The following is a 12,380-nucleotide window of genomic DNA, read 5'->3' as shown; positions in this document are numbered from 1 at the left end:
TACGCGCAATACGCCCAGGATCCGGGCGCGGTCGACGAGGCATGGCGCGCCTTTTTCGCGGCCCTTGGCGACGCCCCCGCCGATGCCCGCGCCGAGGCGCAGGGCCCAAGCTGGGCGCGCCGCGACTGGCCGCCCACCCCGTCCGATGACCTGACCGCCGCGCTGACCGGCGAATGGCCGCAAGCCGCCGCCGAGATCAAGGGCGCGGGCGACAAGATCAGGGCGAAAGCCGAGGCCAAGGGTGTGGAACTCACCGATGCACAGATCCAGCGCGCCGTTCTGGACAGCATCCGCGCGCTGATGATCATCCGCGCCTACCGCATCCGGGGCCATCTGGTCGCCGATCTTGATCCCCTGGGCATGCGCGAAACCACGCCCCACCCCGAGCTTGATCCGAAATCCTATGGCTTTACCGACGCCGACATGGATCGCCCGATCTTCATCGACAATGTGCTGGGCCTTCAGATGGCGTCGATGCGCCAGATCATGGAGATCGTGAAACGCACCTATTGCGGCACCTTCGCGCTGCAATACATGCACATCTCCGACCCCGAACAGGCCGCCTGGCTGAAGGAACGGATCGAAGGCTACGGCAAGGAAATCGCCTTTACCCAGAACGGCCGCAAGGCGATCCTCAACAAGCTGGTCGAGGCCGAGGGCTTCGAGAAATTCTGCCATGTGAAATTCATGGGCACCAAGCGCTTCGGCCTTGACGGCGGCGAGGCACTGATCCCCGCGATGGAACAGATCATCAAGCGCGGCGGCGCGCTGGGCCTTAAGGAAATCGTCATCGGCATGCCGCACCGCGGCCGCCTGTCGGTTCTGGCCAATGTGATGGGCAAGCCCTACCGCGCGATCTTCAACGAGTTTCAGGGCGGCAGCTTCAAGCCCGAAGATGTCGATGGTTCGGGCGATGTGAAATACCATCTGGGCGCATCATCGGACCGCGAATTCGACGGCAACACCGTGCATCTGTCGCTGACCGCCAACCCCTCGCACCTCGAGGCGGTGAACCCCGTGGTTCTGGGCAAGGTCCGCGCCAAGCAAGACCAGCTTGGCGACACCGAACGGCGCCGCGTCATGGCCATCTTGCTGCATGGCGACGCGGCATTCGCCGGCCAAGGGATCGTGGCCGAAGGCTTCCAGCTTTCCGGCATCCGGGGCCACCGCACCGGCGGCACCATGCATATCGTGGTCAACAACCAGATCGGCTTTACCACCGCGCCGCATTTCAGCCGCTCCAGCCCCTACCCGACCGATATCGCCCTGATGGTCGAAGCGCCGATCTTCCACGTCAATGGCGACGACCCCGAGGCCGTGGTCCATGCCGCCCGCGTCGCCACCGAGTTTCGCCAGAAATTCGGCCGCGATGTCGTGCTCGACATCTTCTGCTACCGCCGCTTTGGCCATAACGAAGGCGATGAGCCCAATTTCACCAACCCGGTGATGTATCAGCGCATCAAGACCCACAAGACCACGCTCCAGCTTTACACCGAGCGTCTGGTCAAGGACGGCCTGATCCCCGAAGGCGAGATCGAGGATGCCAAGGCCGCCTTTCAGGCGCGACTGAACACCGAATTCGACGCCGGCAAGGAATACAAACCCAACAAGGCCGATTGGCTGGATGGCCGCTGGTCGCATCTCAACCGCGAAGGCGCCGATTACCAGCGCGGCGAAACTGCGATCAAGCCCGAAACCATGGCGCAGGTGGGCCGCGCGCTGACCACAGCACCCGAAGGCTTCAACCTGCACAAGACCGTCTCGCGGCTTCTGGAAACCAAAGCCGAGATGTTTGCCACCGGCCATGGCTTTGACTGGGCCACCGCCGAGGCGCTGGCCTTTGGCTCGCTTCTGGCCGAAGGGTTCCCGGTGCGTCTGGCCGGCCAGGACAGCGCCCGCGGCACATTCTCTCAGCGCCATTGCGCGCTGGTCGAACAGACGACCGAAAACCGCCATTACCCGCTCAACTCCATCCGCCCGGGTCAGGCCCGCTTCGAGGTGATCGACAGCGCGCTGTCCGAATATGCGGTCTTGGGCTTTGAATATGGCTACAGCCTGGCCGAACCCAATGCGCTGACCCTGTGGGAGGCCCAGTTCGGCGATTTCGCCAATGGCGCCCAGATCATGTTCGACCAGTTCATCAGCTCGGGCGAACGCAAATGGCTGCGGATGTCGGGCCTCGTGATGCTGTTGCCGCATGGGTTCGAAGGTCAGGGGCCGGAACATTCCTCTGCCCGGCTTGAACGCTTCTTGCAGATGTGCGCCGAAGACAACTGGATCGTCGCCAACTGCACCACGCCTGCCAATTACTTCCACATCCTGCGCCGCCAGATTCACCGCAGCTTCCGCAAGCCGCTGGTGCTGATGACGCCCAAGTCGCTGTTGCGCCACCGTCTGGCGATTTCGGACGCTGCCGATTTCACCACCGGCTCAAGCTTCCACCGGGTGCTGTGGGATGACGCCGAAAAGGGCCATTCCGACACGGTGCTGGCCAAGGACGACAAGATCCGCCGCGTCGTGATCTGCTCGGGCAAGGTCTATTACGATCTTCTGGAAGAACGCGATGCGCGCGGCATCACCGACATCTACCTGCTGCGTCTGGAACAATTCTACCCCTTCCCCGCGCTGGCGCTGATGAAGGAGCTGGAACGCTTCAAGGGCGCCGAAATCGTCTGGTGCCAGGAAGAGCCCAAGAATCAGGGCGCCTGGTCCTTCGTCGAACCCAACATCGAATGGGTCCTGACCCGCATCCGCGCGAAACACACCCGCCCGCGCTATGTCGGGCGCGCCGCCAGCGCCTCACCTGCGACGGGGCTTGCCAGCATGCACAAATCCCAACAGACCGCGCTCGTGAACGACGCGCTGACCATCGAAGGGTAACTCAGAATGACAATCGAAGTCCGCGTTCCCACCTTGGGCGAAAGCGTCACCGAAGCCACCGTTGCCACATGGTTCAAAAAGCCCGGCGATGCGGTGGCCGTCGATGAAATGCTCTGTGAACTGGAAACCGACAAGGTGACGGTCGAAGTGCCCGCGCCCGCCGCAGGCACCTTGGGCGCGATCATTGCCGCCGAAGGCGAAACCGTCGGCGTCAACGCGCTTTTGGCGACGCTGACCGCAGGCGCCGCCGCTGTCCCCGCCGCCCCCGCCGCCAAACCCGCCTCATCCGGCGCTGGCGTGGCTGTCATGGTGCCGACCCTTGGTGAAAGCGTGTCCGAGGCAACCGTGTCGACATGGTTCAAGAAGGTCGGCGACACCGTCGCGCAAGATGAAATGCTCTGCGAACTGGAAACCGACAAGGTCTCGGTCGAGGTGCCCAGCCCCGTGGCGGGTGTGCTGAGCGACATTCTCGCCCCCGAAGGCGCGACCGTGCAGGCAGCGGGCCAACTGGCCGTGATCGGCGGGGCCTCGGCCGCCGCCCCCGCACCCACAGCCGCCGCCCCTGCCCCCGCTGCCGCCTCGGGCGCCAAGGGCAAGGATGTGGAAAACGCCCCCTCGGCGCAGAAACTGATGGCCGAAAAGGGCCTGTCGCCCGCACAGGTACAAGGCACCGGCCGCGATGGGCGGATCATGAAGGAAGACGTGATGAAAGCCGTGATCGCCCCCGCCGCATCGGCCCCCGCCCCGGTTCAGGCCCCCCGCGCCCCCAGCCCGGCCGAAGACGCCGCCCGCGAGGAACGGGTCAAGATGACCCGCCTGCGCCAGACCATCGCGCGCCGCCTGAAAGACGCACAGAATACCGCCGCCATGCTGACCACCTACAACGAGGTGGACATGACCGGCGTCAGCGAACTGCGCAACGAATACAAGGACCTGTTCGAGAAAAAGCATGGCGCCCGGCTTGGCTTCATGTCCTTTTTCACCAAGGCCTGCTGCCACGCCCTGCGCGAGGTGCCCGAGGTCAACGCCGAGATCGACGGCACCGATATCGTCTACAAGAACTTTGTCCATATGGGCATCGCCGCTGGCACGCCGCAGGGCCTTGTGGTGCCGGTGATCCGCGACGCCGACCAGAAAAGCTTTGCCGATCTGGAAAAGGAAATCGCCGAAAAAGGCCGCCGTGCGCGGGACGGCAAGCTGTCGATGGCGGAAATGCAGGGCGGCACCTTCACCATCTCGAACGGCGGCGTCTATGGCTCGCTGATGTCTTCGCCCATCCTCAACCCGCCGCAATCGGGCATCTTGGGCATGCACAAGATCCAGGACCGCGCGATGGTCGTCGGCGGCCAGATCGTGATCCGCCCGATGATGTATCTGGCGCTCAGCTACGATCACCGCATCGTCGACGGCAAGGGGGCGGTCACCTTCCTCCTGCGCGTCAAGGAAGCGCTCGAGGATCCGCGCCGCTTGCTGATGGATCTGTGATTGCCCCAGCGGTGTGCCCACGGGCGCACCGCATGCCCCAAGGCCGGAGCCACCCATGACCGCCGAACTCTACATCCTCGCCCTCGCAGCACTTCTGCAATATGTGCAGATCATACTCTATTCCGTCGCGGGCAATGCACAGGCGGGCGTCAAGGCCGCCATGGGGCCGCGCGACGTCAAGATCGAACTGACCGGCGCCGCCGGCCGCCTCCAGCGCGCGATGAACAACCATTTCGAGGGGCTGATCCTGTTTGGCATCGCAGTCGTGGTCGTCACGCGTTCGGGCCGCTCAAGCGCGCTGACCGAAGCCTGCGCGCATGCCTATCTGATCTCCCGCATCCTTTTCATCCCCGCCTATGCCCAGGGGCTTGTCCCATGGCGCAGCCTGATCTGGGCGGTGGGATTTCTGGCAACCCTCATCATGCTTCTGGCCGCGATTTTCGGCGGGGCGGCATGAGCTTGCATATGTACAGCCTGTGTACAGGGTGTGTACGCCCTGTGACAGCCCGAATTCCGACAGGAGCACACCATGTCCAACTATGACGTCATCATCATCGGCTCCGGCCCCGGCGGCTATGTCTGCGCCATCCGCTGCGCGCAGCTTGGCCTGAAAACCGCCGTGGTCGAGGGGCGCGAAACGCTGGGCGGCACCTGCCTCAACATCGGCTGCATCCCGTCCAAGGCGCTGCTGCATGCCTCCCACCAACTCCATGAAGCGGAACATAATTTCGCGAAAATGGGGCTGGTCGGAAAGACCCCGAGCGTCGATTGGAAACAGATGCTGGCCTACAAGGATGAGGTGATCGGACAAAACACCAAGGGCATCGAATTTCTGTTCAAGAAGAACAAGATCGACTGGCTCAAGGGCTGGGGTTCGATCCCCGAAGCCGGCAAGGTGCGGGTGGGCGACCATATCCACGAGACAAAAAACATAATCATCGCAACAGGTTCCACCCCTTCCACCCTTCCCGGCATCACGATCGATGAAAAGATCGTCGTGACCTCCGAGGGCGCGCTGAGCCTGGCCAAGATCCCAAAGAAACTGGTCGTGATCGGCGCGGGCGTGATCGGCCTTGAACTTGGTTCCGTCTATGCCCGCCTCGGGTCCGAGGTGCAGGTGATCGAATACCTCGACCACATCACCCCCGGCATGGATGCCGAGGTCGCCAAGAACTTCCAACGTATCTTGGCAAAACAAGGGCTTGGCTTCACGCTGGGCGCCGCTGTTCAGGGCGTTGAGACCCACAAGGGCCGCGCCAGCGTCACCTACACACTGCGCAAGGATGACAGCAGCCACAAGATCGACGCCGATGTTGTGTTGGTCGCCACGGGCCGCAAACCCTATACCGATGGTCTTGGCCTTGATGCGCTGGGCGTTGCGATGACCGACCGGGGCCAGATCGCGACCGACGGCCATTATGCCACCAATATCAAGGGCATCTACGCCATCGGCGACGCGATCACCGGGCCGATGCTGGCCCACAAGGCCGAAGACGAAGGCATGGCCGTGGCCGAGGTGGTCGCGGGCCGTCATGGCCATGTGAATTACGGCGTCATCCCCGGCGTGATCTACACCCACCCCGAAGTGGCATCGGTCGGCGCGACCGAGGAACAATTGAACAAGGACGGCCGCGCCTACAAGATCGGCAAGTTCTCCTTCATGGGCAATGGCCGGGCCAAGGCGAATTTCGCGGGCGACGGTTTCGTCAAGATCCTTGCCGACAAGGAAACCGACCGCATTCTTGGCGCCCATATCATCGGCCCGATGGCGGGCGATCTGATCCATGAGGTCTGCGTTGCGATGGAATTCGGCGCATCGGCCCAGGATCTCGCCATGACCTGCCACGCGCATCCCACCTATTCCGAGGCGGTGCGCGAGGCGGCGTTGGCCTGCGGCGACGGCCCGATCCACAGCTGACCCCACCAGCTGCGTTTTATCTTTGTTTTTCAAATGCTCGGCGAGGGTCCGGGGGCACAAGGCCCCCGGACCTATCCCGCCAGCAACCGCAAGCCTTGCGTCACATCGGCCCGCACGGCCAGCCGCAATCCCGGCTCGTCGCCTGCCTTTAACGCGGCCACGATCAGCCGGTGATGCTGGGGCAATTCGGTGCGGTTCAAACGCCCGTAGAGCGCCCCCATGGTCGGCCCAAGCTGAAGCCAGACAGTTTCCGTCAGGGCCAGCATGGCGGGTGCCTGCGCGCGCAGATAGAGCGTGCGGTGAAACTCCAGATTGCGGCGGATATAGGCAACCGCATCGCGCCGCGCGATGGCTTGGCCGATGGTGGCGTTGATCGCCTCCATCCGTTCGATCAGCGCGGGATGGGCACGCGGCAGCGCGCGGGTGGCAAGCTCGGGCTCGAGCAGCGCGCGCAAGGCTGCCAGCTCCTCGATGCGCTCATTGGACAACTCGGGCGTCGACATGCGCCCGGAACTGGACAAAAACAACGCGCCTTCGCTCACCAAACGGCGCACCGCCTCACGCGCGGGTGTCATGGACACCCCGAATTCCGCCCCCAGACCACGCAAGGTCATCGCCTGCCCCGGCCCTACTTCACCATGCATGATGCGCGTCCTGAGGGCGCGATAGACCCTGTCATGGGCCACTGCGGCCCCGGTCTCGGCCGGGCGCGGTGTCAGGGGCATTTCGCGCCATCCTCGGCCGTGTCAAAGCGCCAGGCCAACAGACCAGAACCTTGCCGTTTCAGCCAATCCCGTTGCAGGGCGTAATCGGGCCTGAGCCGCGCACAGACCCGCCAAAAGGCGGCGGAATGGTTCATCTCGATCAGATGGGCCACCTCATGGGCGGCGACGTAATCCAGCACGTCGGGCGGTGCCATGATCAGGCGCCATGAAAACATCAGATCGCCCTTGGACGAACAACTGCCCCAGCGGCTGCGTGGATCGCGCAAGGTGATGCGCGCGGCCCTCTGGCCCAATGTGGCGGCGTGGGTCTGTACCGCGCGTGTCAGACGTTCGCGCGCCAGCGCCCCCAAGAGCGCCCGAATACGAGGACCGGTGCGCGCGCCATCGGGCACTTCGATACGGCCATCGGCAAAGCGCGCCACGCGCAGGCGCCCCGCGACCACTTCGCGCGGGATGCCGCAGACCGGCACGAACGCGCCGATGCCGGCGCGCTGGATCACAGGGGCCGTTTCAAGATGATGGCGCAGCCAATCCTCGCGGTCACGCAAGAATGCCAGGGCTTCGCCTTCGGGCGCCCAGATCGGCAAAGACAGGCTGACACGCCCATCCGCGCGCGATACGCGCAAGCTGAAGCGTGTCGCCCGAGGCGATCGTTTGAGCGATACCTCGACCGGGGGATCGCCGGGCAAAAGATGGGTTGACACGCGGGGGCTAGACACCAAAGGAGCAGTCCTGTCGAGGCAAGGGCGATAGCCTGCCATACGGGGTTTACAGCATGCCGTGACTATGGCAGAGGACCGCATCCTGCGATACCGAAGACTTCTTTCAAGGGGGTTTCATGCCGAAAGAGGAATGGGGCGTCAAACGTGTTTGTCCCAGCACCGGCAAACGGTTCTACGATCTGAACCGCAAGCCCATCATCAGCCCCTACACCGGCGAGGTGGTTGATATTGATACCGCCAAGTCGGGTCGCAGCCTTGTGGCTGGCAAGGCCGATAAAAAGGTCGTGAAGGAGGCCGTTCTCGACGAGGACGATCTGGTTCTCGATGATGATATCGACATCGACGCCGATGAGGCCGATGTGGAAATCGATGATGATGATGTTCTGGACGAAGACGATGACGGCGATACCGTCGCGCTCGACGATCTGACCGATGTCGCCGGGCCCGGCGACGACGACTGACAGCCTTCGAGGGCGGTGAAAAGCGGCGGGAATTTCGGATTTTCCCCTTGCACCGATTGCCGCCCTCGCTTACACCGCCGACCACTTCAAGGGGGACTTTCCCCCGAAAATGGGGCCTTAGCTCAGCTGGGAGAGCGCTTGCATGGCATGCAAGAGGTCAGGGGTTCGATCCCCCTAGGCTCCACCAAAACACACCGTGTCAGAGCAAAATCAGATCCTGCCGGGCGTGCATCACGCAGCCTGTTGCGGGCCCGCATGTTGCATCCGGCGACCATCAGGTGACTGTGCCAAGGCGCGTTTGGTGTTGCCCTGTCCATGCGAAAAATGATCGACTTGCCCGGCGGCGCTGTGCGTGCTGGATGTTGACCAAGGCAGGAGACGGGCCATGCAAGCGGACAGGTTGATTTTGCTCGGCACCAAGGGCGGCCCCGCGGTGCGCCCCGGCGGGCCGATGCCCACCGCAAGCCTGCTGTGGTTGGGCGGCCGCCCGATCGTGGTGGATTGCGGGCTTGGGGTGACACGGGCCGCCGTGAATGCGGGTCTTGACCTGCGTCAACTGTCGCTGATTTTCATCACCCACCTGCATTCCGATCATGTCCTTGAATTGGGGGGGTTGATCCACACGGCCTGGACCACCGGGCTGACACAGCGGCTGCGGGTTTTCGGGCCTGAGGGAACGCGTTCCCTTTGGACGGGCTTCATGACCTCCTTGGCTTTCGATTGCGATATCCGTGTCCGCGATGAGGGGCGGATACCCCTGCCGGATCTGGTGGAGATCACCGAATATGGTCCGGGCCGCATTTTTGATGACGGCGATCTTCAGGTCAGCGCCTTGCAGGTCGAACATCCGCCGGTGGACGCGTGTTTCGCGCTTCGCTTTGACCGCGGGACCTGTGTGGTGTTTTCTGCCGATACGCGGTTTTTCCCGCCACTTGCGGAATTCGCACGCGGCGCCGACGTGCTGGTCCATGAAGCGCTGCTGCCCGCAGGGGTGGATGCGCTTGTCGCGCGCAGCAACGGCGGCGACAAGCTGCGCAAGCATATCACAGCAAGCCATTCGACGGCGGCCGAAGCGGGGCGGATCGCCAGCATGGCTGATGTCGGTCGTTTGGTGCTGCACCACCTTGTGCCGGCCGACGACCCCGGCTTTGGCCCCTTGGATTGGCAAGCGGCGGTGCGCCAAAGCTGGCAGGGTGCACTTGACATCGGGCATGACGGTATGGTGATCGCCCTGCCGCAAGGATGACCACGGCGCCCGCGAAATTGCACAGGCCGCTAACCGAAAAAGGCCCCAGCCAAGGCTGGGGCCTTTTGATGTTCAGATCAAGGGGCGGTCAGCCGATGATCGCGTTCATGGTGGCCGAGGGGCGCATGATCGCATCCGTCTTGACCGGATCGGTGTGATAATAACCGCCCGTATCGGCAGCCTGACCGCGCGCGGCGTGAAGTTCGGCCAAGATCACGGCCTCTTGGTCGGCCAGGGCTTGGGCGATGGGTGCGAACCCTGCCGCCAAGGTGGCATCCTCGGTCTGGGCGGCCAGCGCTTCGGCCCAGTAGCGGGCGAACCAGTAATGGCTGTCGCGGTTGTCGGGCTCACCGGCTTTGCGGCCGGGGGACCGGTCATGATCCAGCACACCTTGGGTGGCCGCGTCGATGGCATTGCCCAGCACACGTGCCTTTTCATTGCCCTTGGTATCGGCCAGAAACTTGAAGCTTTCGCCCAGCGCGCAGAATTCGCCCAAGCTGTCCCAGCGCAGGTGATTTTCGGCCTGAAGCTGCTGCACATGTTTGGGGGCGGACCCACCCGCGCCGGTCTCGAACAGCCCGCCGCCCTGCATCAGCTTGACGATCGACAGCATCTTGGCCGAAGTTGCCAGTTCCAAGATCGGGAACAGATCGGTCAGGTAATCGCGCAGCACGTTGCCGGTGATGGCGATGCAGGTCTTGCCTTCGGTGATCGTCTCGAAACTTGCGCGGGTGGCTTCGCGCGGGGCCATGATCTCGAACAGATGCGCCACACCCTTGGCGGCAAGGATCGGCTTTACATAGACGAGCAGCTCTGCGTCATGGGCGCGGGCTTGGTCGAGCCAGAAAATCGCCCGGCACCCTTCGGCGCGCTGGCGGTCGATGGCCAGATTTACCCAATCTTCGATCGGAGCCTTGCGGGTAGACGCCGCACGCCAGATATCACCCGCCTGAACCTTGTGTTCATGCAGAACGCTGCCGTCATCCAAGATCATCCGCACCACACCATCGGCGGGCATCTCGAATGTGGTTGGGTGGCTGCCGTATTCCTCGGCCTTTTGGGCCATCAGACCGATATTTTGCACCGTGCCAGCCGTGGCCGGGTTCAACTTGCCGTTTTCCTTGAAGAACTGGATCGATTCGTCATAGACGGCGGCATAGGATTTGTCGGGGATGACGCAGACCGCATCATGTTCGCGGCCATCTGGGCCCCAGCCCTTGCCGCCCGCGCGGATCAGCGCGGGAAGCGACGCGTCGATGATCACATCCGAGGGCACATGCAGATTGGTAATGCCCCGGTCGCTGTCGACCATGTAAAGCGGCGGCCGCGCGGCCATGCAGGCCTCGATCGCCGCCATGATCTGTGCATCGCCCTTGACCCGGTCCAGCAGATCGCCGAGGCCCGAATTGGCGTTCACGCCCAGCGCCGCCATCTGATCGCCGAATTCGGCAAACACGGGCGCAAGGAAGGCGCGTACCGCATGGCCAAAGATGATCGGATCCGAGACCTTCATCATCGTGGCCTTGAGGTGGATGGAGAACAGCACGCCTTCGGCTTTGGTCTTGTCGATTTCGGCCGCAAGAAAGGCATCAAGGGCCGCAGCACTCATGTAGGTCGTGTCGACCACGGTGCCGGCGGGATAGCTGACGCCCGCTTTCAGAACATGCTCGACGCCATCCGCGGTGGTCAGCACGATCCTGGCCGTGGCCGCCTTGGGCAGGGTGGATGACATCTCGTTCGAGCGGAAATCCCCCGCGGGCATGGAGGCCACGCGCGTCTTGCTGGCCGCCGACCAGTCGCCCATGCGGTGCGGATTGGCCTGTGCATAGGCTTTGACGGCCTTGGCTGCGCGGCGATCGGAATTGCCTTCGCGCAAGACCGGGTTCACCGCCGAACCCTTGATCGCGTCGTATTTCGCACGGGCCGATTTTTCGGCGTCGGTGGCGGGTGCTTCGGGAAAATCGGGAACAGCATAGCCTTGGCCCTGCAATTCGCGGATGGCTGCCACCAGTTGCGGCACCGAGGCCGAGATATTGGGCAGCTTGACCACATTGGCCTGCGGGGTCTTTACCAGATCGCCCAGAATGGCCAGATCATCGGGGACGCGTTGCGCCTGCGTCAGCGCGTCGGGAAAGGCGGCAAGGATGCGCCCGGCAAGCGAGATATCCCGCGTGCCGATGCTGACGCCAGCGGCCGCGGCAAAGCTGCGGACGATCGGCAAAAGCGAAGCCGAGGCAAGCTCGGGCGCTTCGTCGACCTTGGTGATGATGATGTCGGGCGTGGTCTGATCGGTCATGGCAATCCCCATGGGCTCTAGGTTTGGTATGCCATAGTACACAAACGACCGAACGTCTACTGTTCCATGCCGTGTCGGGGCGAGACCAGTTGCCGCGCTTTGCCATCGGCCATCGGCGTGCAACAGTCACCCCGGATCAGGCCGGACCTATCGGTGCATCACCGCGTGCCATCGCCCGAAGGCCAGGCATCGCATGCCGTTCAGCCGCGCCAGAACACTCAGTGAGACCGATTGTACTTGTGATCGAGCAAGCGGGCAAACTCGGCGATGATGTCCTTGGACGGCGCCAAACGCACCTCAGACCCCTTGCGGCCCGGTTTGGCCTCGATAAGGCCGGCGTCGCGCAGCATGCGCAACCGCTTGATGATGCCGGACTGGCTGGCATAGCGCGACTGGATCTGCTCAAGCGTCTGGTAAACGGGAAACCCATCTTGCCGCGCCAGCATGAGCATCAGGAATGCCTCATAAGCGCCTTGGTTTGATGTGGCCATCAGCAGGTTCTTGTGCGTGCCAACATTGCGAATGAATTCAAGCTCTCGCGTGATGACATCGTTCAGCCAAATTGGATCAAGCAGATCGTCATCCCCATTCATGTGCCGCACACTTTCGCAAATTATGCCCAACTGACCGTTTATATCCGACAGTTA

Annotated in this window: 10 protein-coding genes and 1 tRNA gene; 7 read left to right on the top strand and 4 right to left on the bottom strand. The window is 63.1% G+C overall.

The annotated features are described in order from the left end of the window. From Q0094_RS11890 to lpdA, 4 genes are all read left to right on the top strand, one after another. The coding region (locus Q0094_RS11890) for a 2-oxoglutarate dehydrogenase E1 component (protein ID WP_297619727.1) at positions 1-2,880 on the top strand (2,880 nt) is incomplete at its 5' end. A 6-nt stretch (positions 2,881-2,886) separates the two neighbouring features. Beyond that, positions 2,887-4,365 (top strand): 2-oxoglutarate dehydrogenase complex dihydrolipoyllysine-residue succinyltransferase, encoded by a 1,479-nt coding sequence (gene odhB, locus Q0094_RS11885; protein WP_297619725.1) that lies wholly within the window; start codon positions 2,887-2,889, stop codon positions 4,363-4,365. Between the two features lie 55 nt (positions 4,366-4,420). Then, positions 4,421-4,822: an MAPEG family protein gene (locus Q0094_RS11880; RefSeq protein ID WP_297619723.1), complete on the top strand. Its 402-nt coding sequence runs from the start codon at positions 4,421-4,423 to the stop codon at positions 4,820-4,822. A 72-nt stretch (positions 4,823-4,894) separates the two neighbouring features. After that, a complete protein-coding gene (gene lpdA / locus Q0094_RS11875; RefSeq protein WP_297619721.1) occupies positions 4,895-6,283 on the top strand; it encodes a dihydrolipoyl dehydrogenase in 1,389 nt (462 codons plus the stop codon). Positions 6,284-6,354: 71 nt separating this feature from the next. Here lpdA and Q0094_RS11870 read toward each other — a convergent pair whose 3' ends face one another. Next, positions 6,355-7,008 (bottom strand): GntR family transcriptional regulator, encoded by a 654-nt coding sequence (locus Q0094_RS11870; RefSeq protein ID WP_297619719.1) that lies wholly within the window; start codon positions 7,006-7,008, stop codon positions 6,355-6,357. Beyond that, a complete protein-coding gene (locus Q0094_RS11865) occupies positions 6,999-7,712 on the bottom strand; it encodes a M48 family metallopeptidase (RefSeq protein WP_297619717.1) in 714 nt (237 codons plus the stop codon). Before Q0094_RS11865 ends, Q0094_RS11870 begins: the two co-directional genes overlap by 10 nt. A 134-nt stretch (positions 7,713-7,846) precedes the next feature. On the opposite strand from Q0094_RS11865, the gene Q0094_RS11860 reads away from it, so the two are divergent. The 3 genes from Q0094_RS11860 to Q0094_RS11850 all read left to right on the top strand — a co-directional run bounded on the left by Q0094_RS11860 (position 7,847) and on the right by Q0094_RS11850 (position 9,437). Beyond that, a complete protein-coding gene (locus Q0094_RS11860; protein WP_297619715.1) occupies positions 7,847-8,191 on the top strand; it encodes a TIGR02300 family protein in 345 nt (114 codons plus the stop codon). A 111-nt stretch (positions 8,192-8,302) separates the two neighbouring features. Further along, a tRNA-Ala gene (locus Q0094_RS11855) sits at positions 8,303-8,378 on the top strand. A gap of 198 nt (positions 8,379-8,576) precedes the next feature. Next, positions 8,577-9,437 carry an MBL fold metallo-hydrolase gene (locus tag Q0094_RS11850; RefSeq protein ID WP_297619712.1) on the top strand — a complete coding sequence of 287 codons (861 nt, stop codon included), beginning with the start codon at positions 8,577-8,579 and terminating at the stop codon, positions 9,435-9,437. 88 nt (positions 9,438-9,525) lie between these two features. Here Q0094_RS11850 and Q0094_RS11845 read toward each other — a convergent pair whose 3' ends face one another. Beyond that, the gene (locus Q0094_RS11845) at positions 9,526-11,733 is read right to left on the bottom strand and encodes an NADP-dependent isocitrate dehydrogenase (RefSeq protein ID WP_297619710.1); all 2,208 of its coding nucleotides are present in this window, start codon (positions 11,731-11,733) and stop codon (positions 9,526-9,528) included. A gap of 218 nt (positions 11,734-11,951) precedes the next feature. Continuing rightward, a complete protein-coding gene (locus Q0094_RS11840) occupies positions 11,952-12,326 on the bottom strand; it encodes a hypothetical protein (RefSeq protein WP_297619707.1) in 375 nt (124 codons plus the stop codon). Between the last annotated feature and the right edge of the window lie 54 nt (positions 12,327-12,380).

It is taken from the genome of uncultured Roseicyclus sp. (assembly GCF_937892565.1).
Lineage (GTDB): Bacteria > Pseudomonadota > Alphaproteobacteria > Rhodobacterales > Rhodobacteraceae > Roseicyclus.
Note: the sequence above shows the minus strand (reverse complement) of the source record. Positions and strands in the feature narration are given on the sequence as shown.

Excerpts from the sequence above, each read along its gene's own strand:
- Q0094_RS11845 (WP_297619710.1), bottom strand. The coding sequence starts at position 11,733 with ATGACCGATCAGACCACGCCCGACATCATCATCACCAAGGTCGACGAA.
- Q0094_RS11870 (WP_297619719.1), bottom strand. The coding sequence starts at position 7,008 with ATGCCCCTGACACCGCGCCCGGCCGAGACCGGGGCCGCAGTGGCCCAT.
- Q0094_RS11860 (WP_297619715.1), top strand. The coding sequence starts at position 7,847 with ATGCCGAAAGAGGAATGGGGCGTCAAACGTGTTTGTCCCAGCACCGGC.
- Q0094_RS11840 (WP_297619707.1), bottom strand. The coding sequence starts at position 12,326 with ATGAATGGGGATGACGATCTGCTTGATCCAATTTGGCTGAACGATGTC.
- odhB (WP_297619725.1), top strand. The coding sequence starts at position 2,887 with ATGACAATCGAAGTCCGCGTTCCCACCTTGGGCGAAAGCGTCACCGAA.
- lpdA (WP_297619721.1), top strand. The coding sequence starts at position 4,895 with ATGTCCAACTATGACGTCATCATCATCGGCTCCGGCCCCGGCGGCTAT.
- Q0094_RS11880 (WP_297619723.1), top strand. The coding sequence starts at position 4,421 with ATGACCGCCGAACTCTACATCCTCGCCCTCGCAGCACTTCTGCAATAT.
- Q0094_RS11850 (WP_297619712.1), top strand. The coding sequence starts at position 8,577 with ATGCAAGCGGACAGGTTGATTTTGCTCGGCACCAAGGGCGGCCCCGCG.